This is a genomic window from Delftia sp. K82 (assembly GCF_002193035.1).
In the GTDB taxonomy this organism is placed as follows: domain Bacteria; phylum Pseudomonadota; class Gammaproteobacteria; order Burkholderiales; family Burkholderiaceae_C; genus Comamonas; species Comamonas acidovorans.
Window position 1 is genome coordinate 2,522,759 of record NZ_MYFL01000001.1, and the last position, 24,712, is coordinate 2,547,470.

General features: G+C 66.9%; 22 protein-coding genes. 7 read left to right on the plus strand and 15 right to left on the minus strand.

Annotated elements, in window-relative coordinates:
• Positions 1-245 precede the first annotated feature (245 nt).
• From hemF to KDK82_RS11155, 3 genes are read right to left on the minus strand one after another with little or no spacing between them, the layout of a single operon-like run.
• Positions 246-1,220: an oxygen-dependent coproporphyrinogen oxidase gene (hemF, locus tag KDK82_RS11145; protein ID WP_051940708.1), complete on the minus strand. Its 975-nt coding sequence runs from the start codon at positions 1,218-1,220 to the stop codon at positions 246-248.
• 4 nt (positions 1,221-1,224) lie between these two features.
• A complete protein-coding gene (purD, locus tag KDK82_RS11150) occupies positions 1,225-2,508 on the minus strand; it encodes a phosphoribosylamine--glycine ligase (RefSeq protein WP_088164899.1) in 1,284 nt (427 codons plus the stop codon).
• Positions 2,505-3,224 (minus strand): YebC/PmpR family DNA-binding transcriptional regulator, encoded by a 720-nt coding sequence (locus tag KDK82_RS11155; protein WP_012205357.1) that lies wholly within the window; start codon positions 3,222-3,224, stop codon positions 2,505-2,507. Before KDK82_RS11155 ends, purD begins: the two co-directional genes overlap by 4 nt.
• Before the next feature lie 78 nt (positions 3,225-3,302).
• On the opposite strand from KDK82_RS11155, the gene KDK82_RS11160 reads away from it, so the two are divergent.
• The 3 genes from KDK82_RS11160 to upp all read left to right on the plus strand — a co-directional run bounded on the left by KDK82_RS11160 (position 3,303) and on the right by upp (position 6,640).
• Complete coding sequence (locus KDK82_RS11160; RefSeq protein WP_088164900.1) at positions 3,303-4,829, plus strand: helicase HerA-like domain-containing protein; 1,527 nt, start codon at positions 3,303-3,305, stop codon at positions 4,827-4,829.
• Between the two features lie 147 nt (positions 4,830-4,976).
• Positions 4,977-5,954, plus strand: a complete 978-nt coding sequence (locus KDK82_RS11165; RefSeq protein WP_034398468.1) for a threo-3-hydroxy-L-aspartate ammonia-lyase — start codon at positions 4,977-4,979, stop codon at positions 5,952-5,954.
• 56 nt (positions 5,955-6,010) lie between these two features.
• The gene (upp, locus tag KDK82_RS11170; RefSeq protein ID WP_012205354.1) at positions 6,011-6,640 is read left to right on the plus strand and encodes a uracil phosphoribosyltransferase; all 630 of its coding nucleotides are present in this window, start codon (positions 6,011-6,013) and stop codon (positions 6,638-6,640) included.
• Between the two features lie 72 nt (positions 6,641-6,712).
• Here upp and KDK82_RS11175 read toward each other — a convergent pair whose 3' ends face one another.
• Positions 6,713-7,414, minus strand: a complete 702-nt coding sequence (locus KDK82_RS11175; protein ID WP_012205353.1) for a YebC/PmpR family DNA-binding transcriptional regulator — start codon at positions 7,412-7,414, stop codon at positions 6,713-6,715.
• Between the two features lie 255 nt (positions 7,415-7,669).
• Between KDK82_RS11175 and KDK82_RS11180 the strand changes: the two genes are divergently transcribed.
• Positions 7,670-8,815, plus strand: a complete 1,146-nt coding sequence (locus KDK82_RS11180) for a PQQ-dependent sugar dehydrogenase (RefSeq protein ID WP_088164901.1) — start codon at positions 7,670-7,672, stop codon at positions 8,813-8,815.
• 20 nt (positions 8,816-8,835) lie between these two features.
• Here KDK82_RS11180 and KDK82_RS11185 read toward each other — a convergent pair whose 3' ends face one another.
• The 5 genes from KDK82_RS11185 to KDK82_RS11205 all read right to left on the minus strand — a co-directional run bounded on the left by KDK82_RS11185 (position 8,836) and on the right by KDK82_RS11205 (position 13,914).
• A complete protein-coding gene (locus KDK82_RS11185) occupies positions 8,836-9,828 on the minus strand; it encodes a tripartite tricarboxylate transporter substrate binding protein (protein WP_088164902.1) in 993 nt (330 codons plus the stop codon).
• A 63-nt stretch (positions 9,829-9,891) separates the two neighbouring features.
• Positions 9,892-10,737, minus strand: a complete 846-nt coding sequence (locus KDK82_RS11190) for an amidohydrolase (RefSeq protein ID WP_088164903.1) — start codon at positions 10,735-10,737, stop codon at positions 9,892-9,894.
• The gene (locus KDK82_RS11195; RefSeq protein WP_088164904.1) at positions 10,737-11,900 is read right to left on the minus strand and encodes a CoA transferase; all 1,164 of its coding nucleotides are present in this window, start codon (positions 11,898-11,900) and stop codon (positions 10,737-10,739) included. Before KDK82_RS11195 ends, KDK82_RS11190 begins: the two co-directional genes overlap by 1 nt.
• A gap of 58 nt (positions 11,901-11,958) precedes the next feature.
• Entirely contained in the window at positions 11,959-12,963 is a 1,005-nt protein-coding gene (locus KDK82_RS11200) for a tripartite tricarboxylate transporter substrate binding protein (RefSeq protein ID WP_088164905.1), read from the minus strand.
• 81 nt (positions 12,964-13,044) lie between these two features.
• Positions 13,045-13,914 carry a CoA ester lyase gene (locus KDK82_RS11205; RefSeq protein ID WP_088164906.1) on the minus strand — a complete coding sequence of 290 codons (870 nt, stop codon included), beginning with the start codon at positions 13,912-13,914 and terminating at the stop codon, positions 13,045-13,047.
• A gap of 75 nt (positions 13,915-13,989) precedes the next feature.
• On the opposite strand from KDK82_RS11205, the gene KDK82_RS11210 reads away from it, so the two are divergent.
• Positions 13,990-14,907, plus strand: a complete 918-nt coding sequence (locus tag KDK82_RS11210) for a LysR family transcriptional regulator (protein WP_063326287.1) — start codon at positions 13,990-13,992, stop codon at positions 14,905-14,907.
• A gap of 9 nt (positions 14,908-14,916) precedes the next feature.
• On the opposite strand, the gene KDK82_RS11215 is transcribed toward KDK82_RS11210, so the two are convergent.
• Positions 14,917-15,825, minus strand: coding sequence for a LysR family transcriptional regulator (locus KDK82_RS11215; protein WP_193760945.1), 909 nt, complete (start codon positions 15,823-15,825; stop codon positions 14,917-14,919).
• Positions 15,826-15,932: 107 nt separating this feature from the next.
• Here KDK82_RS11215 and tam point away from each other — a divergent pair, with 107 nt between their 5' ends.
• A complete protein-coding gene (tam, locus tag KDK82_RS11220; protein ID WP_179217887.1) occupies positions 15,933-16,706 on the plus strand; it encodes a trans-aconitate 2-methyltransferase in 774 nt (257 codons plus the stop codon).
• Between the two features lie 19 nt (positions 16,707-16,725).
• Here the strand turns inward: tam and KDK82_RS11225 are convergent, their stop codons facing one another.
• On the minus strand, positions 16,726-17,121 hold the full coding sequence (locus KDK82_RS11225) for a VOC family protein (RefSeq protein WP_088164908.1): 396 nt from the start codon (positions 17,119-17,121) through the stop codon (positions 16,726-16,728).
• Positions 17,122-17,269: 148 nt separating this feature from the next.
• Between KDK82_RS11225 and KDK82_RS11230 the strand changes: the two genes are divergently transcribed.
• Positions 17,270-18,499 carry a nucleoside recognition domain-containing protein gene (locus KDK82_RS11230; protein WP_063326291.1) on the plus strand — a complete coding sequence of 410 codons (1,230 nt, stop codon included), beginning with the start codon at positions 17,270-17,272 and terminating at the stop codon, positions 18,497-18,499.
• A 143-nt stretch (positions 18,500-18,642) separates the two neighbouring features.
• Here KDK82_RS11230 and sbcB read toward each other — a convergent pair whose 3' ends face one another.
• From sbcB to clpS, 4 genes are all read right to left on the minus strand, one after another.
• Positions 18,643-20,082: an exodeoxyribonuclease I gene (sbcB, locus tag KDK82_RS11235; RefSeq protein ID WP_088164909.1), complete on the minus strand. Its 1,440-nt coding sequence runs from the start codon at positions 20,080-20,082 to the stop codon at positions 18,643-18,645.
• A 37-nt stretch (positions 20,083-20,119) separates the two neighbouring features.
• A complete protein-coding gene (cls, locus tag KDK82_RS11240; RefSeq protein ID WP_088164910.1) occupies positions 20,120-21,574 on the minus strand; it encodes a cardiolipin synthase in 1,455 nt (484 codons plus the stop codon).
• A gap of 267 nt (positions 21,575-21,841) precedes the next feature.
• Positions 21,842-24,178, minus strand: coding sequence for an ATP-dependent Clp protease ATP-binding subunit ClpA (gene clpA, locus KDK82_RS11245; RefSeq protein ID WP_012205339.1), 2,337 nt, complete (start codon positions 24,176-24,178; stop codon positions 21,842-21,844).
• A 63-nt stretch (positions 24,179-24,241) separates the two neighbouring features.
• Positions 24,242-24,619 (minus strand): ATP-dependent Clp protease adapter ClpS, encoded by a 378-nt coding sequence (clpS, locus tag KDK82_RS11250; RefSeq protein WP_012205338.1) that lies wholly within the window; start codon positions 24,617-24,619, stop codon positions 24,242-24,244.
• Positions 24,620-24,712: the final 93 nt, after the last annotated feature.

Below are 24,712 nucleotides of genomic sequence, written 5' to 3' on the forward strand. Positions count from 1 at the left end.
CGGTGATCAGTGGAATAGAAATGGGATCAATATAGCGCGAGCGCCGTGCGGCCCGTAGAGGGCTTGGCTGTAGCGGCGCTCCAAAATGCATGGAGTTCGCCCACAGATCGCCGGAAGATTTCGCGCCGAAGAAAGTGGAGAACGCAGCCAACGCTGCGCCTCAAGCTATTGAAATTATAGTTTTGCCGCCTATTCCCTTGCACGCGCGGATTTCGCCACGCGGTCGGGGATGGCGGCAATGGAGCTCAAAGCCAGTCGCGGCGCACCAGGAATTGCTCCAGCAGCGCGCGTTCGGGCGTGCCGGGCGCGTCCTCGCGCTGGTAGCTCCAGCTCGCATGCGGGGGCATGGACAGCAAGATGGATTCCGTGCGCCCGCCGGACTGCAGGCCGAAGTGCGTGCCCCGGTCCCAGACCAGGTTGAACTCCACGTAGCGGCCGCGGCGGTAGCGCTGGAAATCGACCTGCTGCTGCCCGTAGTCCATGGCCTGGCGGCGCTCGACGATGGGCAGGTAGGACTCCAGAAAGGAATCTCCCACCGAACGCAGCATGTCGAAGCTGCGCGCTTGGCCCAGCTCAGAGAAGTCGTCGAAGAAGATGCCGCCGATGCCGCGCTGCTCGTTGCGGTGCTTTAGGCAGAAGTACTCGTCGCACCAGGTCTTGAAGCGCGGGTAGAGCGTGTCGCCAAAAGGCGCCAGCGCATCGCGGCAGACGCGGTGAAAGTGCTGTGCATCTTCCTCGAAGCCGTAGACCGGTGTCAGGTCCATGCCGCCGCCGAACCAGCAGGTGGGTTCGTTGCCCGGATGCCCTGCCGCACCTGAGCCGGCCGCACCTGAGCCAGCCGCAATCATTCGCACATTCATGTGTACCGTAGGCACAAAAGGATTGCGCGGATGGAAGACCAGGGACACGCCCATGGCCTCGAAAGGCGCACCCGCCAGTTCAGGCCGGTGCTGCGTGGCCGAGGGCGGCAGCTGCGGCCCGCGCACATGCGAGAAGCCGCAGCCCGCGCGCTCGAACACGCGGCCACCCTCCATGATGCGGGTGATGCCATCGCCCTGCAGGCGCTCGCCGGGGCCCTTGCTCCAGGCGTCGGACAGAAAGCGTGCACCGCCCTCGCCTTCCACCTGCTCCAGCGCCTGCGTGATGCGGGCCTGCAGGCCCGTCAGGTACTCGCGCACCTGGGCCACGGGCAGCGCCTGCCCGGTCGATTGCTCTGCCATGGACTCAGTTCTTCACGGCACGGAAGCCGATGTCGCGGCGGTACTGGGCACCATCGAAATGGATGCCGCGCGCCACGTCATAGACCTTTTGCTGGGCCTGCTTGACGCTGTCGGCCAGCACGGTGACGCACAGTACGCGGCCACCGCTGGTGACGGGAACGCCATCCTTGAGCTGGGTGCCGGCATGGAAGACCATGGCATCGGCGGCGTCCTGCGGCAGCCCGCTGATGGCATCGCCCTTGCGCGGGTCCTCGGGGTAGCCTGCTGCGGCCATGACCACGCCCAGCGCCGTGCGGCGGTCCCATTGCAGCTCGACCTGGTCGAGCTTGGCATCGGTGGCCGCCAGCATGACGTCCACCAGATCGCTCTTGAGACGCATCATGATCGGCTGGGTCTCGGGGTCGCCCATGCGGCAGTTGAACTCCAGCGTCTTGGGATGGCCGGATCCATCGATCATCAGGCCCGCATACAGGAAGCCGGTGTAGGGAATGCCGTCCTTTTCCATGCCACGGATAGTCGGCAGGATGATCTCGCGCATGGCGCGGGCATGCACGTCGGCCGTGACCACGGGCGCGGGCGAGTAGGCGCCCATGCCGCCCGTGTTCGGGCCCTGGTCGCCGTCCTTCAGGCGCTTGTGGTCCTGGCTGGTTGCCAGGGCCAGGACGTTCTTGCCGTCGCACAGCACGATGAAGCTGGCTTCCTCGCCGGCGAGGAATTCCTCGATCACCACGCGGGCGCCGCCGTCGTTGTGGGCCACGCCGTACTTGTTGTCCACGAGCATGAAGTCCACGGCGTCGTGGGCTTCCTGCAGCGTTGTCGCAACGACCACGCCCTTGCCTGCGGCCAGGCCGTCGGCCTTGACCACGATGGGCGCACCCAGGCGGTCCACGTAGGCATGGGCCGCCACCGGGTCGGTGAAGGTTTCATAGAGCGCCGTGGGAATGCCGTGGCGCGCCATGAAGTCCTTGGAGAAGGCCTTGGAGCTTTCCAGCTGGGCGGCCGCCTTGGAGGGGCCGAAGATGCGCAGGCCGTGGGCGCGGAACTCATCGACCACGCCGGCAGCCAGCGGGGCCTCGGGGCCGACCACGGTCAGCGCGACCTTCTCGGCCTGAGCCCACTCGCGCAGCGCCTGCGGGTCGGTGATGTTGAGGTTTTCCACCTTGCCGCCGGCCAGGCCCGTGCCACCGTTGCCGGGGGCCACATAGACCTTGGTCGATTTCGGCGATTCAGCCAGTTTCCACGCCAGGGCGTGCTCGCGGCCTCCGCCACCAATCACAAGAATTTTCATAGTTCAGCGTTGTGGTAGACGTCCTGTACGTCATCCAGGTCTTCGATCATGTCCAGCAGCTTTTGCATGCGGGCTGCGTCATCGCCTTGCAGGGCGATGGTGTTTTCCGGGCGCATGGTGACTTCAGCCACCTCCGGCGTCAGGCCCTTGGCCTGCAGCGCGTCGCGCACGGTTTCGAACTCTGCGGGTGCGGTCAGCACCTCGATGGCTCCCTCGTCATCGGTGATCACGTCCTCGGCGCCGGCCTCCAGAGCCACTTCCATGATCTGGTCCTCGTCGCTTCCGGGAGCGAAGATCAGTTGTCCGACATGCTTGAACTGGAAGGACACGGAGCCCTCCGTGCCCATGTTGCCACCGTACTTGCTGAAGGCGTGACGCACATCCGCCACAGTGCGTACGCGATTGTCGGTCATGGTGTCCACGATGATGGCCGCGCCGCCAATGCCATAGCCTTCATAGCGGATTTCCTCGTAGGTCACGCCTTCGAGGTTGCCCGTGGCCTTGTCGATGTTGCGCTTGATGTTGTCGGCCGGCATGTTGGCCGCCTTGGCCTTTTCCACCGCCAGGCGCAGGCGCGGGTTGGCACTGAGATCGCCCCCTCCCGTGCGTGCCGCCACCATGATTTCACGGATGATGCGGGTCCAGACCTTGCCACGCTTTTCGTCCTGGCGGCCTTTGCGGTGCTGGATATTGGCCCATTTACTGTGTCCTGCCACAGGCTGTCCTTTGATATTGATTTAACCTTGCGGCTGGGATTTTACTTTTGACCGCATGCTCCCCCGAGGAAACCCGAAATGGCCGCTCCACTTCTGATCGCCCGCCACTCTGCCACAGAATGCCTGCTGCTGCCCGCACTGGCCAATCGACATGGCCTGATCACGGGCGCCACCGGCACCGGCAAGACCGTGACGCTGCAGAAAATGGCCGAGGGATTCTCCGAGATCGGCGTGCCGGTGTTCATGGCCGACATCAAGGGAGACCTGTCCGGCATCAGCCAGGCTGGCAGCACGGGCGCCAAGATGGCGGCCTCCCTGCAGGAGCGCGGCATCGAGATTCCCCAGCCCCTGGCCTGCCCCACCACGCTGTGGGACGTGTTCGGCGAGCTGGGCCACCCGGTGCGCGCCACGGTCTCGGACATGGGTCCGCTGCTGATCGGCCGCATGCTGGCCCTGAATGACACGCAGATGGGCGTGCTCAACCTGGTCTTCAAGATTGCCGACGACAACGGACTGTTGCTGCTGGACCTCAAGGACCTGCGGTCCATGCTCCAGCATGTGGGCGACAACGCCAAGCAGTTCACCACCGAGTACGGCAACATCAGCGCGGCCAGCGTGGGCGCCATACAGCGCGGACTGGTGGCCATCGAGTCGCAGGGCGGCGACAAATTCTTTGGCGAGCCCATGCTCGACATCAACGACCTGATGCAGACCGATGCCGGCGGCAAGGGCGTGGTCAACATCCTGGCCGCCGAGAAGCTGATGAATTCGCCGCGCCTGTACTCCACCTTCCTGCTGTGGATGCTGTCGGAGCTGTTCGAGCGCCTGCCCGAGATCGGCGACCCCGACAAGCCCAAGCTGGTCTTCTTCTTCGACGAGGCCCACCTGCTGTTCAACGACGCGCCCAAGGTGCTGCTCGAACGCATCGAGCTGGTGGTGCGCCTGGTGCGCTCCAAGGGCGTGGGTGTGTATTTCGTCACGCAAAACCCGATGGACGTGCCCGACACCGTGCTGGCCCAGCTGGGCAACCGCGTGCAGCACGCGCTGCGCGCCTTCACGCCGCGCGACCAGAAGGCCGTCAAGGCCACGGCCACCACCATGCGGCCCAAGCCCGGCCTGGATATCGAGGCCGCCATCACCGAGCTGGCCGTGGGCGAGGCCCTGGTGAGCTTCCTCGACGACAAGGGACGCCCCGGCATCACCGAGCGTGCCTACGTGATCCCGCCCGGCAGCCAGATCGGCCCCATCAATGAGGAGCAGCGCAAGACCATGCTGGCACAGTCGCTGGTGGCTGGCGTCTATGAAAAGGCCGTGGACCGCGAATCGGCCTACGAGGTGCTGCGCGGCCGCACGGCAGCGACCGGCGACGGCACAGCGCCAACCGGCACGGGCCCGGCCGGTGCCACGCCTGCGGCGAGCGAAGGTGGCGCCATGATGGACGGGCTCAAGGACCTGCTGTTCGGCACCACGGGCCCGCGCGGCGGCAAGCACGACGGCCTGGTGCAGACCATGGCCAAGTCCACCATGCGCACCATGGGCAATTCGCTGGGCAAGGAGATCCTGCGCGGCGTGCTCGGCGGCATCCTGGGCAACAAGAAGCGCTGAAGCGCTGGCGCACCGGCCCTGCGCCGCATCAAACACCATAGCACCCAGCCGTTGCCATGCAACGGCTGGCGCATTTCAGGGCTCTGAAAGCCCGCGCATGCGGCTATGATCGAAAGCGCCTCCATCCACTTTGCGGAACCGCACGCCATGACGACGAACAGCCCTCCCTCGCTGCCCACCTATGACGATGTCGCCGCCGCCGCTCGCCGGCTGGAAGGCGTGGCCCACCGCACACCCATACTGCGCAGCCGCACCGCCGACGAGCTGCTGGGCGCCCAGCTGTTCTTCAAGTGCGAGAACCTGCAGCGCACGGGCGCCTTCAAGATACGCGGCGCCTACAACGCGCTGTCGCAGTTCACGCCCGAGCAGCGCAAGCGCGGCGCACTGGCCTTCTCTTCGGGCAACCATGCGCAGGCCGTGGCCCTGGCAGCGCAGATGCTGGACATGCCCGCGCTCATCGTCATGCCCGAGGATGCCCCCGCCTCCAAGATGGCGGCCACGCGTTCCTACGGCGCCCAGGTCGTGACCTATGACCGCTTCACCGAGGACCGCGAGGCCATCTCCCGCCGCCTGGCCGACGAGCGCGGCATGACGCTGATCCCGCCGTTCAACCACCGCGACGTGATTGCCGGCCAGGGCACGGCGGCCAAGGAATTGTTCGAGGAGGTGCCCGATCTGGACTACCTGTTCGTCTGCCTGGGCGGCGGCGGCCTGCTGTCGGGCAGCCTGCTGGCGGCCGGACAACTGGCGCCGCGCTGCAAGGTCTACGGCGTCGAGCCCCAGGCCGGCGACGATGCCCGCCAGTCGCTGCGGGCAGGCCAGATCGTGCAGATCCCCACGCCCCACACCATTGCCGACGGCGCCCAGACCCAGTCCATCGGCGATATCACATTCGCCATCATCCGCGAGCATGTGGAAGATATCCTGGCCGTGGCGGACGAGCATCTGGTGCAGGCCATGCGCTTTTACGCGGAACGCAAGAAAATCGTGGTCGAACCCACGGGAGCGCTCTCGCTGGCGGGCGCCCTGCATGGCGGGGTTGCGCTGTCGGGCGCGCGCGTGGGCATTCTGATCAGCGGCGGCAATGTGGACTTGGCGCGCTACGCACGCTTTCTGCACGACTGAACCGCCCCCTGGCGCCGGCCGCAAATGCCGGCGCCCCTTTTTTCCAGAAGAAAACCATGAGTACTCTGCACCTGATCGACCACCCGCTGGTCCAACACAAGCTCACGCTGATGCGCCGCAAGGAAGCCAGCACCAACAGCTTTCGCCGCATGCTGGGCGAGCTGTCCACGCTGATGGCCTACGAGATCACGCGCGACATGCCGCTGCAGGACATCGAGATCGAAACCCCGCTGGAGACCATGACCGGCAAGGTCATCGACGGCAAGAAGCTGGTGCTGGTGTCCATCCTGCGCGCCGGCAACGGTTTCCTCGACGGCATGCTCAATGTTGTGCCCGGCGCGCGCATCGGCCACATCGGCCTGTACCGCGACCCCGAGACGCTGCAGCCCGTCGAGTACTACTTCAAGATGCCCTCCGAGATGGAAGAACGCGACGTGCTGGTCGTCGATCCCATGCTGGCCACGGGCAACTCGGCAGCCGCCGCCGTGGCGCGCCTCAAGCAACTGAACCCGAAGTCCATCAAGTTCATGTGCCTGCTGGCAGCGCCCGAAGGCGTGGCCACCATGCAAAAGGCCCATCCCGACGTGGACATCTACACTGCCGCCGTGGACCGCCAGCTGGACGCGCACGGCTACATCCTGCCGGGCCTGGGCGACGCGGGCGACCGCATCTTCGGCACCAAGTAGGCTTGGTGCACGCACCCACAAAAAAGCCGCACATCGTGCGGCTTTTTTGCTGGGGAGCGGGGGGCAGCGGGATCAATCCACCAGGCCCGCGTAGACGTGCTGCACGTCATCATCGTTCTCGATGCCGGCCAGGAAGTCCTGCACTTCCTCCTGCTGCTCGGCCGACAGGCTGGCCATGCTGACCGGCGTCTTGGCCTTGTAGCCCAGCTTGGCCGACAACACCTTGAAGCCCTGGGCCGGCAGCGCCTTGCTCACGGTATCCAGGTCCGTCGGGTCGGTGATGAACAGCGTCGTGCCCTCTTCCTCGCCGGGCTCGAAGTCCTGCGCGCCGGCCTCGATGGCGGCCAGCTCGGCATCGGCACCGCCTTCGGGCTCGCCCTCGATCATGCCCACATGGTCGAAGTCCCAGGCCACGGCCGTCATCTGGCCCTTGCGGAAGCACACGCGCATGTTGGGCGCCGTGCGGTTCACGTTGTCGGTCAGGCATTCGATCATCACGGGCACGCGGTTGGGGCCGTAGCCTTCATAGACCACGCGTTCGTAGTTGACGGCATCGGCACCCACGCCCGAGCCCTTCTTGATCGCACGCTCGAGCGTGTCCTTGGGCATGGAGGCCTTGCGGGCGGCTTCCACGGCCATGCGCAGGCGCGAGTTGCCTGCCGGATCGGCGCCGGCGCGCGCCGCGACGATGATTTCCTTGGCCAGCTTGCCAAACAGCTTTCCCTTGGCATCGGCGACCAGCGCCTTGCCCTTTGCTTTCCATTGCGCGCCCATGGCTGCTTTTCCCTTGCGGATTCTCTGGTGGGTAGGAGGCGCCGCCGACCGCCCCACGCAGGGACCCGGCCCGGCGCCGAAAGAGCGCTGTTTATACACCCGCGCAAGTGGCTGCGCGGGCTTTTTGCGCAGTGGTTGACAGGGCGCCGCTGGCTCTGGCCGCGTCGTGCATGATGTTTGCCAGATCAAAGCCGCCCGAATGCGCTGCAGCGCAGTCGGGCGTCCCTCTTGCCCCCTCTTCACAGGAACATCGGCATGCCGCCATCCCTATCCGCCGCCATCAGCATCAGCACTCTGGGCCTGTCCGGTGCACTGTGGGCCGCCGGCAGCCCCAATCTCTCCACCGAAATCGTCGCGGAAGGCCTGGAGCATCCCTGGGCCGTGGCTTTCCTGCCGGATGGGCGCCACCTGGTGACCGAGCGGCCGGGCCGCATGCGCATCGTGCAGGGCGATGGAAGGCTGGGCGCTCCCCTGGCAGGCCTTCCGGCCGTGGAGGCCGCAGGCCAGGGCGGCCTGCTGGACGTGGTGCTGGACAGCGATTTCGCGCGCAACCGCCAGCTGTACTTCTGCTACTCCGAGCCGGGCAGCGGCGCCGACAGCAGCAAGAACAGCACGGCGCTGGCCAGCGCTCGGCTGTCCGACGATGCCAGCCGGCTGGAGCAGGTGAAAGTGCTGTTCTCGCAGCGCCCCAAGTACGCGAGCGCGCTGCATTTCGGCTGCCGCATCGTGGAGCGCATGGTGGAAGGAAAGAGCGATGGCACGCTGTTCCTGGCGCTGGGCGAGCGCTCGCGCTACAAGGAAGAGGCCCAGAACCTGAAAAGCCACCTGGGCAAGATCGTGCGCATTGCCAAGGATGGCAGCGTGCCCGGGGACAACCCGTTCGCGGGCCGTGCAGATGCCTGGCCCGAGATCTGGAGCTACGGCCACCGCAACGCCCAGGGCGCGGCGCTGGCGCCCGATGGCAGCCTGTGGATGCATGAGCACGGCCCCCAGGGCGGCGACGAGGTCAACCGGCCCGAGCCCGGCAAGAACTACGGCTGGCCCGTGATCACCTACGGCGAGAACTACGGCGGCGGCAAGATCGGCGCCGGCATCACGCGCAAGGAGGGCATGGAGCAGCCACAGCACTACTGGGTGCCTTCGATTGCACCATCGGGCATGGCCTTCGTGATCAGTGACCGCTATGGGCCGCAGTGGAAGGGATCGCTGGTCGTGGGCTCGCTCAAGTTCCAGAGGCTGGAGCGCCTGACGGTCAGGTCCGGCAAGGTAACGGCCAGCGAGCAGGTACTGCCGCGCCTGGGCCAGCGCGTCCGTGATGTCCGCCAGGGACCGGACGGCTGGCTTTACCTGCTGACGGACGCCCAGGACGGGCAGTTGCTGCGCGTCACCGCCACGCCCTGAGCCCCGTCACGCGCGACGGCTCACTGCACGGTGATGCCGTTGGCCTTGACCACGGCATCCCAGCGCTTGCGCTCGGCCGCCACGAAGCCCGTGAAGGCGGCGGAGGAACTGCCCACGGGCGTCAGGCCCAGCTTTTCAAGGCTGGCGCGCGTGGCCGGCAAGGCCAGGGCCTTTTGCACCAGGTCCTGCAGCTTCTGCACAGTCTCGGGCGCCGTACCCGCAGGCAGGAAGAAGCCGTTCCACTCCGTCACCTCGAAGCCCTTGATGCCGCTTTCCGCCACCGTGGGCACGTCGGGCAGGTCCGGCATGCGCTTGGCCGAGGACACGGCCAGCGCCTTGAGCTTGCCGCCCTTGACGTAGTTGATGCTGGAGGCCGCGTTGGCAAAGTACACATCGACCTGGCCGCCCATGACATCGACGATGGCGGGCGCCCCGCCCTTGTAGGGAACGTGGACGGCATCGAACTTGGCGTCTGCCTTGAGCAGTTCCGTCGCCATCTGGGCCAGACTGCCCGGACCGTAGGAGGCATAGGTGAGCCTGCCGGGCTTTTGCCGCGCGGCATTCATGAAGTCGGCCAGGCTGTTGTAGGGCGAGGACGGCGCCGCCACGAGGATGTTGGGCACGCTGATGGCCTGGGACACGGCAATGAAGTCCTTGGCCGGGTCATAGGGCAGCTTGCGCAACGCGGGGTTGATGGCGAAGGACGATGCATCATACAGCACCGTATAGCCATCGGCCTTGGCGCGCGCCACGAGGGCGGCACCGATGGCGCCGCTGGCGCCGGCCTTGTTGTCCACCACCACGGTCTGGCCCGAGACCTCGCCCAGCGCCTTGGCGATGATGCGCGCCGCATTGTCCGCGCCGCCGCCGGCCGAGAATGGCACGACGACCGTGATGGCCTGAGCGGCCGGATAGTCGGCCGCATGCAGCGTGCCCTGGAACAGGCCCAGCCCCGCCCCAATACCCAAGGCCAGCACCGTCATGGCGGGCTGCAGTGTCTTGATCTTCTTCACGTTTCTGTCTCCTGTTGCTCAATGGTGAAAACCTGGGCTGCGAGGCTTGCGTGCCCCGCGCCCTCAATCGAATCCGTACAGCTCGGCGGCGTTGTCCACCAGCACACGGGCGCGCAGCGCCGCATCGGGAATCCAGCGCGACAACAGCGCCAGCAGCATGGGGGTCTGCGGCGGATGGGCAACTTCGGTGACATGGGGCCAGTCGCTGCCCCAGACCAGGCGCTGCGGGGCCTCGGACACCCAGGCCTGCGCCAGCGCGTCGCAGTCGGCATAGCCTGCGGCCAGGCCCGCCCGACTGTTCAGATACGGGCCCGAGAGCTTGACCCAGGCCCTGCCCTGCTGCACCAGCCCACGGACCACGCCGAAGGCGGGCTGGTGCACGCCAGCGCCGTCAGCACTGTCAGCGAGCCGCGCCATGTGGTCGAACACCAGGGTACATGGCAGCCGCTGCAGCAGCGCCGCATGGGCCTCGATCTGGCTGGCCAGCCAGTGCAGCTGCACATGCCAGCCCAGCGGGGCAATGCGCTCGGCCAACGGCTCCAGCATGTCCAGCCGCACGGCTGCATCGTGCTCGGTATGCAGCGAAAAGCGGATGCCGCGAATGCCGCCTTCATGCAGCGCCTGCAACTGTGCGTCGGTGATATCGGGGTGCACCACGGCAATGCCGCGCGTGCTTGCTGCGCCCAGAGACTGGATGGCGTTCAGCGTGACCCGGTTGTCCGTGCCATGCGCACGCGGCTGGACGATGACGGCGCGCTCCAGCCCCATGGCGCCGCGCAGCTGCGCATAGTCGGCAGCCGTGGCATGGGCGCCAAAACGCGTATCAAAACGCGTACCAAAGCGCGTATCAAAGCGCGGATCGAAGACGTGCAGATGGGCGTCGCAGGCGCCTGCAGGCAGCGCGTGCATCAGAGGCTCTCTTGCGCGGCGGCCTTCAGCGCCTCGGTATGCTGGCCCAGCGTGGGCGCGGCAAAGGCCGGCGGGCCGGGCGTGCGGTCGAATTCGACGGCGCCGGCAAAGCCCCGGTAGCTGCCCAGGGTCGGGTGCTCGAAGCGGGTGACCATGCCCTCGGCCTGCACCTGCGGGTCGTCGAACATGTCTTCCACCGTGCGGGCCGCCGCGCAGGGTACTTCCTCGCCAAACAAGGCTTCCCATTCCAGTGCGCTGCGCCCCGCCAGCGCCTGGCGCAGCAGGGGCACCAGCACGTCGCGGTGCTGGGCGCGCTTGCGCACGGAGTCGTAGCGCTCGTCGCTGGCCACCTCGGGCAGATCCAGCTTGCGGCACAGCGCCGTCCAGAAATGCGCGGTGTTGGCCGAAATGTAGAGATATCCTTCGCGCGTCGGGTGGATGCCCGTGATGCCGCCCGAGCGCATGTCGCGCCCTACCTCGCGCGGCTCGCCCTCGGCCCAGACCATGCGTGCGGACTGCATGGTCAGCGCCGCGCGCAGCAGGGACACGCCCACATGCTGGCCCAGCCCGCTTTTCTCGCGCTCGTACAGCGCCGACGATACGCCGCCCGCCACCAGGGCCGAGGCGTAGTAGTCCACCACGGAGCCATAGAGAATCTCGGGCGGCCCGCCTGACTTGCCCTGCATGGCGCACATGCCGGTCATGGTCTGCAGCACCTGGTCGTAGCCCGCCTTGGCCTTGAGCGGTCCGCGGCTGCCATAGCCGGTGACGCTGCAATAGATGAGGCGTGGGTTGATGGCGGCCAGTTGCGCAAAACCGATGCCCAGCCGCTCGGGCACGCCGGGCCGGAAGTTGTGGACCAGCACATCGGCCTCGCGCACCAGGCGCAGCAGCACGGCGTGGTCGGCCTCATCCTTCAGGTCCAGCACCATGCCCCACTTGCTGCGGTTCACGCCCAGGAAGGCGCGGCTTTCAGCTTCCAGCGTGGAGGGGTACTTGCGCAGGTTGTCGCCCACGGGCGGCTCGACCTTGATCACCTCGGCGCCCTGGTCCGCCAGCAGCGAGCAGCCATAAGGCCCCGCGATATAGGCGCTCAGATCCAGCACGCGCACACCGCTGAGCGGGCCTTTCGGTCCCTGGCGTTCACCGGGCACAAAACTCATTCGTTTCTCCTGATAGGGAAGCGGGAAGGCCTGGGGCGCCTCCCGCCAAAGGCCGGGTTCAATCGGCCTGGATATTGCGGTCCTTGGCGAGCTGCTTCCAGCGCGCCACGTCGCTGCGGATCACTTGTGCGAACTGCTGCGGCGTCACGGGGTTGGCAATGGCGCCTTCGCGCAGGAAGCTGGCCTGGATGGTCGGCTTGGCCAGCACCTGGTTCACGGCCTGGTTGAGGCGGTCCACGATGTCGGTGGGCGTGCCCGCAGGCGCCAGCAGCCCCCACCACAGATCGAATTCGTAGCCCGGGATGGCCGTTGCCATGGGCGTCAGGTCCGGCGCAATGGGGCTGGGCTTGAGGCTGGTGATGCCGATGGCGCGCAGCTTGCCGTTGCGCACCATGGGCAGGATGGACGGGCCGCTGGAGACCAGCATCTGCACCTGGTTGCCGATCACGTCGGTCACGGCCGGACCCTGGCCCTTGTAGGGCACATGCATGATGTCCATGCCCGGCACCATGGAGCGCATCATCTCGGTCGCGAAGTGGTTGATGCTGCCGGTGCCCGAGGTGGCGTAGTTGAACTGGCCCGGGCTGGCCTTGATGGCGCGCACCAGATCCTGCGGCGTCCTGGCCGGGAATTCGTTGTTCACGGCCACCACCAGCGGGCCCTTGGCAAACATGGCCACGGGCGCCAGGTCCTTGACGGGGTCGAAGGGCATCTTGGCCTGCACCGCGGCATTCGTGGTCATGCTGGACGAGACCGCCACCAGCGTGTAGCCGTCTGCCGCCGCCTTGGCCACCGAGGCCGTTCCGGTGTTGCCGCTGGCGCCGGGCCGGTTGTCCACGATCACGGTCTGCTTGAGCAGATCGCCCATTTCCTTGGCGACCTGGCGTGCGAACACGTCGTTGGAGCCTCCCGGCGGATAGGGAACCACCATGGTGATGGCCTTGGACGGGAAGGCGCCCTGCGCCATCAATCCCGGCGAAGCCAGCCCGGCCAGCGTGGCCACCGTTGTGGTGGCGGCCAGCGCCACCAGCCTGCGCCGCGCGCGGCAATGGGAAATGCTCATGTCTTTGTCTCCTGTACTGTTTCTTGTCATGGGGATGCCCGGCATGCGGGATGCCGGGGCACCGGATTGCCGGCCGCCCGTTCAGGCCGCCAGCAGCCCTTGTGCGTGCGCCGCAGCCACGATGGCCTGGGCACGCAGCACAAAGGGCTTGTCCACCATCTTTCCGTCCACCACATAGGCGCCCAGGGCGTTGGCATCTGCCTGGCGGGCCGCCTCCACCACCTTCAGGGCGTGCCCTATTTCCTGCTCGGTGGGCTGGTAGACCGCATTGGCCAGGGCGACCTGGCTGGGGTGTATGCAGGTCTTGCCCAGAAAGCCCAGGCCGCGTGACAGGCGGGCCTCGGCGCTGAAGCCCTCGCTGTCGCGGATGTCGGCAAAGGCGCCGTCGTAGGCGTAGACGCCGGCCTCCGCGGCGGCCATGCGCACGGTAAACAGCGCCTGGGCAATGGCAGCGGGCTCACGCCGGTTCACGCCAAAGGGCTCGAACAGATCGCCCAGACCCATCTGCAGGCCGGCCACGCTGGCATGGGCGCTGGCCAGTTCGGCAGCGCAGCGCAGGGCGCGGGGTGTTTCTATGTTGAGCAGCAGGCCAGGCGCCTGGGCCACGCCGTTGGCATCTGCCGCCTCGGCAATGCGCTGTGCGGCCTCGCGCACCTGCTGCACGGTCTCGGGCTTGGGCAGGTTGATGAGGTGCACGCCGTCGCGCACCATCTCGGCGATGTCGGCGCCGAAATGCGGCGTATCCATGGCGTTGACGCGCACGATCAGCGTCTTGCCATGGCCCCGGCTTTCAGGGCTGAGCAGGAAGCTGCGCAGCAGGCCGCGCGCCTCGTCCTTGCGGGCCTCGGCCACCGCGTCCTCCAGGTCGAAGGACAGTGCGTCGGCTTCGCCGGCCAGGGCCTTGGCGAACAGCTCGGGACGCGATGCGGGAACAAAAAGTTTGCTTCTCATGCACCGCATTGTGGGCGGCAGAAAGCCAAGAGAAACACAGGTAATATTTGTTCAAACCACACAAATTCTTTGTTTATGGAAACCAGCTACCTGCACAGCTTCCTGCTCGTGGTCGAGACGGGCTCCATGGCCGAGGCCGCGCGGCGCCTGAACATCACGGCCGCCGCCGTGGCCCAGCAGATCCGCATCCTGGAGCGCGAGTTCGACGCCCCCCTGCTGGCCCGCGCAGGCCGCACCGTGCTGCCCACCCCAGCCGGCCACCGGCTGTCGCAATCGGCCCCGCTGCTGCTGCGCGAGCTGGCCAACGCCAAGACCCATGTCAACCATGAGGGCGCCGACGGCGAGCTGGTGATAGGCACCATCAACACGGCCCTGCACAGCCTGCTGCCCGACATCCTGGCGGGCTTTGTGAAGAAGTGCCCGCAGACCAAGGTCTTCCTGCGCTCGGCCACCACGCGCGAGCTGTACCAGGCCGTGCAGCAGGGCGAGCTGGACGCCGCCGTCTGCCTGCACCCCTCCTTCGCCCTGGCCAAGACCTTCGACTGGACACTGCTGCGCGAGGAGCCGCTGGTGCTGCTGGTGCCGCACCAGCTGGCGCACCTGGACCCGCACACGCTGCTGCGCACCCAGCCGCTGATCCGCTATGACCGCAGCCTCGGCGGCGGGCAAATGGTGGAGCGCTACCTGCGCGCCGCGCAGATCGCGCCGCAGGAGCGCTTTGAACTGAGCTCGCTGGTGGCCATTGCCATGATGGTGGAGCGCGGCCTGGGCGTTTCGCTGGTGCCCGACACGGCCCTGAACCTGCCCGATGGCCAGGGCGTGGTGCGCCTGGCCCTGCCCGAGGAATCGCAGTCGCGGCGCTTTGGCGTGATGTGGCTGCGCTCGTCGGCACGGCTGCCGCTGATCCACAGGCTGGTGGACTGCGCACGCACCGTGGTCAAGCAGCGCGGCGGCCCGCGCGCTGCCGCACGCGCAGCAACCAGGTCACCATAGTCCCCGCCTTCAGGACTCCGCCACGGCCGCCGTGGCAACCAGGTCCTGGAACCTGCGCAGCACCGCCGACGCATCGCCCACGCGCGTGGCCAGATGCAGGGGAGCGGCCAACCCGGGGCACTGGGACAGCGCACGGTAGACAATGCCGTCGCTGCGCAGGCGCTGCATGGAGGCCGGCACGATGGACAGCCCCAGCCCTGCCGAGACCAGGCTCAGCGTGGCCGTCATGCGCGGCGCCTCCTGCACCACGCGCGGGCTGAAACCGGCCTCCAGGCAGGCCTTGAGAATGGCGTCGTACAGGCCCTGCCCTACCCTGCGCCGGTACAGCACGAAATCCTCCGAGGCGAGCTGCGGCAGGGGCACGGGCCGGCGCAATGGGCGTGCCAGCGCATGCCCTGCCGGCAGGGCCAGCAGCATGGGCTCCTCCAGAATCGGCACGGCCTGCAGCCCCTGGCTGCCATGCAGGGGCGAGCGCACAAAGGCCGCGTCCAGCCGCTCGTGCAGCAATGCATCCATGAGTTCACCCGTGCCCGCCTCCTCCAGCGCCACGGCCACGCCGGGCACCTGCTGGCGGAACATGCGCAGCACGCCGGGGACAAAGGGATGCAGCGCGGCAGAGCTGGTGAAGCCCACGGCCAGCCGGCCCGTCTCGCCCCGGGCGGCGCGGCGCACCACCTCAGCCAGCACGTCACAGCGCTCCAGCAGCGCCTTGGACTCTTCCAGCAGCGCCAGCCCCGCCGCCGTGGGCCGCACGCCGCGCGGCAGGCGCTGCACCAGCTCCACGCCCAATTCGTGCTCCAGGCCCTGCAGCAATCGCGTCAGCGGCGGCTGCTGCATGCCCAGGCGCTCGGCCGCGCGGGTGATGTGGCCTTCCTCGGCGATGGCGACAAAGGCGCGCAGTTGGCGAAGCTCGGGCACATCAATACTTTCAAGGTATGGGAAGACTTCAATTATGGCATTTGCAATCATGGATGGACGGATTTACGCTCGCGCCCCACAAACACACCTACCTGAAAGGCAACACGATGACCTGGTCCGCAAAGCAGTACACAACGTTCGAGCAGGAACGCACGCGCCCCGTGCGCGACCTGGTGGCCGCCATTCCCGATCTGCCTGGCCGCGCCGTGCGGCTGGCCGTGGACCTGGGCTGCGGCCCCGGCAACTCCACCGAGGTCCTGGCCCAGCGCTTCCCCGGGGCCACCGTGACGGGACTGGACAATTCCGAGGACATGCTGGATGCCGCACGCAAGCGGCTGCCGGGCACGGCCTTCTCACTGGCCGACATCGCCACCTGGCAGCCCGACCAGCCGCAGGACGTGATCCTGGCCAATGCCTCGCTGCAGTGGCTGCCCGACCACCAGCAGCTTTACCCGCGCCTTGTCAGCCACCTGGCACCCGGTGGCAGCCTGGCCGTGCAGACGCCGGACAACCTGGAAGAACCGGCCCACCGGCTGGCGCGCGAAGTGGCCGCCAGCGGCCCCTGGGCCGCCACGATTGGCGATGTGCGCCACCCCGCACGGCACAGCGCGGACTTCTACTACGCCCTGCTTCGCCCGCACTGCAGCAACGTCGATGTCTGGCGCACCACCTACTTCCACCCGCTGGCGGGCGGCCATGCTGCGGTGGTTGAGTGGTTCAAGGGTTCGGCGCTGCGTCCCTTCGTCGCGCCGCTGGACGAGGAACAAAAGGCCGGCTTCTACGCAGCGTATCTGCAGGCCATCTCCCAGGCCTACCCCGCACTGGACGATGGCACGGTGCTGCTGCCCTTCCCCAGGCTGTTCATCGTGGCCAGCCGCTGAAGCAGCGCGCCTTCAGCCCTCAGCGCGCAGGATTCGGCTCGATGAGATCCCACAGATTGCCGTAGAGATCTTCGAACACGGCCACGGTGCCGTGGGGCTTGCGCTGGGGGTCCTGCACAAAGCGTACGCCGCGCGAGCGGTAGGCCTCGAAGTCGCGCAGGCAGTCGTCGGTCTGCAGGAACAGGAACACGCGCCCGCCGGTCTGGTTGCCCACGCGCGCGGCCTGCTCCTCATTCGTGGCGCGGGCCAGCAGCAGGCGCACACCGCCGCCACCGGGGGCCACGGTGACCCAGCGCTTGCCCTCGGACAGGGCGGTGTCCTCGATCAGCACGAAGCCCAGCGCGTCCACATAAAAGCGCAGCGCCTCGTCATAGTCGCGCACGGCGACGCTTACCTGTCCTATCACCTGGGGCATGGAATCCTTTGGAGCAATGGTGCGGTCCTCGGACTGCGGGGCCGCGAGGATAACGGAGCCCTGTCAATGCCCTGCCGCCCTGGCCCGTAAGCCCTGCAGCTGGCCCCACAATGGCGGCTTGCAATTGCCTCGTGAGGGACGGGAATCCATGCTGAATGCCTTGTGGCTGGGCTTTTTTCTGGTGGCGGCCGTGGCTGCGCTGGCGCAATGGCTGGTCGGCGGCCAGGCCGGGATTTTCTCGGCCATGGTGCAGGCGCTGTTTGCCATGGCCAGGCTGTCGGTCGAGGTCATGGTGCTGCTGTTCGGCACGCTGACGCTGTGGCTGGGCTTTCTGCGCATCGCAGAGAAGGCGGGCGTGGTGGAGTGGCTGGCGCGCGTGCTGGGCCCGTTGTTCGCCAGGCTCATGCCCGAGGTGCCGCGCGGCCATCCGGCCCTGGGCCTGATCACGCTGAACTTCGCGGCCAACGGGCTGGGACTGGACAACGCGGCCACGCCCATGGGCCTGAAGGCCATGCGCTCGCTGCAGGAGCTCAATCCCCGGCCCGACACCGCCACCAATGCGCAGATCCTGTTCCTGGTGCTCAATGCGTCGTCGCTGACCTTGCTGCCCGTGACCATCTTCATGTACCGCATGCAGCAGGGCGCGCCCGATCCCACCCTGGTCTTTCTGCCGATCTTGCTGGCCACCTCGGCCTCGACCCTGGTCGGCCTGCTGGCCGTGGCCGCCGTGCAGAGGCTGCCGCTGTGGAGCCCCGTGGTGCTGGGCTATCTGCTGCCGCTGGGCCTGGCGCTGGCGGGCTTCATGGCCTTTCTGGCCACGCTGTCGGCGGCCGCGCTGGCGCAGCTGTCATCGCTGCTGGGCAACCTGACGCTGTTTGCCCTGATCGTGCTGTTCGTCACCCTGGGCGCCTGGCGCAAGGTCGCGGTCTACGACAGCTTCATCGAAGGCGCCAAGGAAGGCTTTGACGTGGCCAAGGGCCTGCTGCCCTACCTGGTGGCCATGCTCTGCGCCGTGGGCGTGTTCCGCGCATCGGGCGCGCTGGAGTATGCGCTGTCGGGCATACGCTGGGTGGTCGATGCCCTGGGCATGGACGCCCGCTTCGTGGACGCACTGCCCACGGCCCTGGTCAAACCCTTCTCGGGCAGCGCGGCGCGCGCCATGCTGATCGAGACCATGCAGACCCAGGGCGTGGACAGCTTCGCCGCCCTGGTGGCCGCCACCATCCAGGGCAGCACCGAAACCACCTTCTACGTCCTGGCCGTCTACTTCGGCGCCGTAGGCATACAGCGCGCCCGCCACGCCGTGCCCTGCGCTCTCATCGCCGAACTGGCCGGCGTGGTGGCGGCCATCGTGGTCTGCTACAAGTTCTTTGGCTAAAGGCACAAATGGGCGCTGCGCCTAAAGCCGACGCGGCCCAAGGCGAGGAAGACCGAGCAAGGGCCTACGCCGGCCGCCCCGCCTAGCCTCGCCGCGAGGGTGTCGCACCTCTCGGGAGAAGCCGCGCAGCGGCTCAGAGGGGACTAAAGTTCCGGCATGATCGCCTCGGCGTAGTCATACAGCGCCCCCAGGATCTCCTCGCCGCGCTCGTCGGCAGTTTCCGATAGCTGATCGACCATGGCAAACATCTGCTCGGCCGTGCGTGCGCCGCCCTTGCCTTCGATCAGGCAGGCCGCGCAGTGCTGCAGCCAGCGCTGGCGCTCGGCCGGGTTCAGGCTGGCGGGGAAGTTGCGGGCGCGGTAGCGGAACAGCAGTTCGGTCAGGCGCGCATCGTCGAAGCCCGTGCGATCCAGCGCCAGCTCCTGCGCAGACAGGCTGCGCAGGTGGTTGAGACGGCGCCGGTCCTCGTTGCCCACAAAGCCGCCGTACAGGTCCTGGTCGGCATCCAGCCCTTCCTGCGCAGGGCGCTGGTGAACGGCACGCCACAGCGCGCTCATGTCGGGCAGGTCACGTGCAATGGCCGCATGGCCCATGCACTGCTCCACATCGATGCCCCATTGCGCGGCCATGGCCGGGCTCAGCGTCTTGAGGCTGCCGACCACCATGGGCGACTTGTTGACGTGGATGCTCTTGATGGGCAGGCGCTGCATGCCTTCGGGCAGGTCGGCAGCGCGCGAGAACAGGCGCAGGCGCAGCGTGTCCACGTCGATGGAGGCCAGCTCGGACGGGTCCTGCGCCAGATCCCAGCAGATGATCTCGTTCTTGTTGGTGGGGTGCGTGGCCAGCGGCCACATGACGGCGATGCAGCCGCGCTCGGGCCGGATCATGCCGCTGACGTGCAGGAAAGGCCGGGCATGCGCCGGCTCGGCCGGCAGGCCCATTTCCTGCAGCACGCGATCCTTCTTGTGCAGCGAGAAGGCGAAGTCGAACAATCTGGGCTGGACCTTGCGGATCAGCCGGGCCAGCCCGATGGTGGCACGCACGTCGGACAGCGCATCGTGCGCCTTCTCGTGCAGCAGGCCGTTGGCACGGGCCAGATCCTCGAGCTTGAAGCTTGGAGATCCATCCTCCTTTTTCGGCCAGACAATGCCTTCGGGACGCAGCGCATAGACCATGCGCACCACGTCGAGCAGGTCCCAGCGCCCGCAGCCGTTTTGCCATTCGCGCGCATAGGGGTCGATGAGGTTGCGCCAGAACATGAAGCGCGTGATCTCGTCGTCAAAACGAATGGTGTTGTAGCCCACGCCCACGGTGCCGGCCTGGGCCAGTTCTGCCTCGATGTGGGCGGCGAACTGGGCCTCGGGCATGCCCTGCTCCAGGCATTGCTGGGGGGTGATGCCGGTGATCAGGCAGGACTGCGGATCGGGCAGGTAGTCGCCTGCCGGCTGGCAGTACCACATGACGGGCTCGCCGATTTCATTGAGTTCCGCATCGGTGCGGATGCCCGCGAATTGCGCGGGCCGGTCATAGCGCGGCTGGGCGCCGAAGGTCTCGTAGTCGTGCCAGAAGAAGGTATGGGCCATCGGGCGAGTATGCCTGCGAAAAACGAGCCACCGGCCCTCACAGCAGGGGCGAACACAGCCGCGCGCCCGAGTCGAACAGGCGCAGCGCAAAGCCCAGGTCGCGCTTGAAGTGCACGCGCTGGGCCTGCTCCAGATCGGCCTCGAACTGCTTGGCCAGATCGCCGTTGAGCGCAGGCCCGTAGGCGATGGCGCAGACCTCGTAGTTCAGGAAGAAGCTGCGGTAGTCGAAGTTGGCCGTGCCGATGATGGCGATGTTGTCGTCCACCACCAGGGTCTTGGAGTGCAGCATGCGTGCCTTGTACTCGTAGACGCGCACGCCGCAGCGGATCAGCTCGTCGTAGTAGGAGCGCGCAGCCGCCGTGACCAGGGCCGAGTCCGAACGGCGTGGCACCAGCAGCTGCACATCGACACCACGCAGCGAGGCATTGGTGAGCGCTGCCAGCGCGGCCTCCGTCGGCACGAAATACGGCGTGGTCAGCCAGACACGTTCCTCGGCCGCGTTGATGGCCGCAAGATGGGCGCGGTAGATGGCCTGCAGGCCGTTGTCGGGGCCCGAGGTGATGATCTGCACGGGCAGCGGGCCCTCGGGCGCATCCGGCAGCAGCAGGTCGATGTCGGCGGGCTCGTTCTTGGGGTCCTTTTCGAGGGCATAGGCCCAGTCTTCTAGGAACACGGTCTGCAGCCAGTTGACGATGGCGCCCTCCAGCCGCAGGTGCACGTCGTGGTAGGCATCGGGCATGACACGCGCGTTCTCTTCGTCGGTCACGTTGACGCCGCCCGTGAAGCCCACCTTGCCGTCGCACACCAGGATCTTGCGGTGGGTACGGAAGTTGATGACCGGGCGCAGCCGCCGGCCAATCTTGGTGCCATGGAACAGCGCGACCTCGGCGCCCGCATCCTCCAGCGGCTGCAGAAAGCGCCGTCCCAGCTTCTTGGAACCCAGGGCATCCACCAGCAGGCGCACCTGTATGCCTGCGCGGGCCCGCTGTATCAGCAGGTCGCGCAGGGCCGTGCCGGTCTGGTCGGGCTCGAAGATGTAGTACTCCAGGTGGATGTGGTGGCGCGCCGCATTCACCGCCTCGATGATGGCGTCGAAGGTGGCAGCGCCGCCCACCAGCAGCCGCAGGTCGGCGGCCGTGCTCACGGGGAAGTCGCTGGTGGCCGCCACCAGCCGCGCGACCTGGTGCAGTCGCTCCGAGCTGCCCGGCATGCGCTCGCGCAGGCGCTGCACGCCTGTTCGCACACGCGATGTCTTGCGCGCACGCAGCCGCTTGATGCGCTGGCGCTTGAGCCGCTGCGGGCCGAAGAAGTAGTAAATGGCCAGCCCGCCCACGGGAATCGCCGCCATGGACAGAAGCCAGCTCAGTGTGGCCACGGGCGCGCTGCGCTGCAGAAGGATCCACACCGCGACGATCACCACATAGACTGACCAGGTGATGGACAACAGCCACGTCGCATTGTCCTGGGTCAGGTGCTGATGAATCCACTGCACACAAGCTCTCCCGAAAGGCGATCAAAGAAAAAGCCGGCAGCCCGTGGGACTGTCGGCTTGTGCGGTGGGTATCAGACGATACGCATATCAGGCACCCGCAGCGCTAAGCGCCACCCGGACGCAATGAAACCGCCGCGCCCCAAGGTCATAGACACCGAGCAAGGGCCTACGCCGGCCGCGCCGCCCCGCGGCGAGGGTGTTGTCCCCCTCCCCCGCGCAGCGGGTAGAGAGGGGGAAGGCGCGCAGCGCCTCAGGGGGTGTTTCATCTCAATCGGCAGTGGCCTCTTTGGGCTCGGCCGGCTCGGAAGCCGGGTCCTGCTTGGGCTGGGGCGTGATGTCGAGCTTGACTTCGCCCTTGTCGGCATCGTCGGCGTCGGCCACCCAGTCCACTTCCAGGCGGCCACCGTCGACCAGCTGCCCGAACAGCAGCTCGTCGGCCAGCGAACGCCGGATGGTGTCCTGGATCAGGCGCTGCATGGGGCGAGCGCCCATGAGCGGATCGAAGCCCTTCTTGGCCAGGTGCTTGCGCAGCGCATCGGTGAAGGTGACCTCCACGCGCTTTTCGGCCAGTTGCTGCTCCAGTTGCAGCAGGAACTTGTCGACCACGCGCAGGATGACCTGCTCGTCCAGCGGCTTGAAGCTGACGATGGCGTCCAGACGGTTGCGGAACTCCGGCGTGAACAGGCGCTTGATGTCGCCCATTTCGTCGCCGGCCTGGCGCGGGTTGGTGAAGCCGATCGAGGCCTTGTTGATGGTCTCGGCGCCCGCGTTCGTGGTCATGATGAGGATCACGTTGCGGAAGTCGGCCTTGCGCCCGTTGTTGTCCGTCAGCGTGCCGTGGTCCATGACCTGCAGCAGCACGTTGAAGATGTCCGGATGCGCCTTCTCGATTTCGTCGAGCAGCAGCACCGAATGCGGCTTCTTGGTCACGGCCTCGGTCAGCAGACCGCCCTGGTCAAAGCCCACATAGCCCGGAGGCGCGCCGATCAGGCGGCTGACGGCGTGGCGCTCCATGTACTCCGACATGTCGAAGCGGATCAGGTCCACGCCCAGGATGTAGGCCAGCTGCTTGGCCGCTTCCGTCTTGCCCACGCCCGTGGGGCCCGAGAACAGGAAGGAGCCAATCGGCTTGTCCGGCTTGCCCAGGCCCGAGCGCGCCATCTTGACCGAGGAGGCCAGCGCTTCCAGCGCCTTGTCCTGGCCGAAGACCACGCTCTTGAGGTCGCGCTCCAGCGTCTGCAGCTTGCTGCGGTCGTCGTTGGACACGTTGGCGGGCGGAATGCGCGCGATCTTGGCCACGATGGCCTCGATCTCGGCCTTGTCGATGGTCTGCTTACGCTGCTCCACCGGAATGATGCGCTGCGCGGCACCGGCCTCATCGATCACGTCGATGGCCTTGTCGGGCAGGTGGCGGTCATTGATGTACTTGGCCGACAGCTCGGCCGCAGCCTGCAGGGCGGCAGCGGCGTACTGCACGCTGTGGTGCTCCTCGAAACGCGACTTCAGGCCCTTGAGGATGTCCACGGTCTCGGCCACGGTGGGCTCGACCACGTCGACCTTCTGGAAACGCCGCGACAGCGCCGCATCCTTTTCGAAGATGCCGCGGTACTCGGTGAAGGTGGTCGCGCCGATGCACTTGAGCTGGCCGCTGGACAGCGCCGGCTTGAGCAGATTGGACGCGTCCAGCGTGCCGCCCGAAGCGGCGCCCGCGCCGATCAGCGTGTGGATTTCGTCGATGAACAGGATGGCGTTGGGCCGGTCCTTGAGCGACTTGAGCACGCCCTTGAGGCGCTGCTCGAAATCACCACGGTACTTGGTGCCCGCCAGCAGCGCGCCCATGTCCAGCGAATAGACCACGGCTTCGGTCAGCACCTCGGGCACCTTGCCCTCGGTGATGCGCCAGGCCAGGCCTTCGGCGATCGCCGTCTTGCCCACGCCAGCCTCGCCGACCAGCAGCGGGTTGTTCTTGCGGCGGCGGCACAGGATCTGGATGGTGCGCTCGACCTCGTAGTCGCGCCCGATCAGCGGATCGATCTTGCCGTCCTTGGCCGCCTGGTTGAGGTTCAGCGTGAACTGCTCCAGGGGCGAAGCCTTTTCGTTGCGCTCGCCGCCGGCGCCCTCTTCGGACTCCGCAGGGTTTTCGGCCTTGGCGGGCTCGGGCGGTTCGCCCTTCTTGATGCCGTGGGCAATGAAATTGACCACGTCCAGGCGCGTCACGCCCTGCTGGTGCAGGTAGTAGACGGCGTGCGAATCCTTCTCACCGAAGATGGCCACGAGCACGTTGGCGCCCGTGACTTCCTTCTTGCCGTTGCCGGTGGATTGCACATGCATGATGGCTCGCTGAATCACACGCTGGAAACCCAGCGTGGGCTGTGTGTCCACCTCATCGGAGCCCGCCACCTGGGGCGTGTTGTCCTTGATGAAGTTGGACAGGGCCGAGCGCAGGTCATCGATGTTGGCTGAGCAGGCGCGCAGCACTTCCGCTGCACTGGGGTTGTCCAGCAGGGCCAGCAGCAGGTGTTCCACGGTGATGAACTCGTGGCGCTGCTGGCGCGCTTCGACAAAGGCCATGTGCAAGCTGACTTCCAGTTCCTGGGCGATCATTGATGACTCCTTTTCGCTTGCTGGGGATTATTGACTGCAACCATAAATCAGGGCGGCCCGGGTTTATTCAACAGGCTCGAACATCGCCTGCAACGGATGGCCTGCCTTCTGGGCCGCCTGCAGCACCTGCTCGACCTTGGTGGCCGCCACGTCGCGCGAGTACACGCCGCAGACGCCGCGGCCATCCAAATGGATCTTGAGCATGATCTGGGTGGCCGTTTCGCGGTCCTTACCGAAGAGTTCCTGCAGGACGATGATGACGAATTCCATGGGCGTGAAGTCATCGTTGAGCATCACGACCTGGTACATCTGCGGCGGCTGGACGCGCTGGCGTCGCCGCTCCAGCACCACGGCGCCGTCATCGTCGGACACGGGCCGCACTGTAGGGATGGCAGGAGGGATCGAAGGGGGTTGGGTTGCCATGAAAATCATTCTAGCCATCGGAGCCACTGTTTTCCGGAAGGGATATGCGAGGCATGCCTGAAGAATTCAAGCGCGGCGCCCGCCCGGGCCGGCAAGCACGCACCAAAGCAG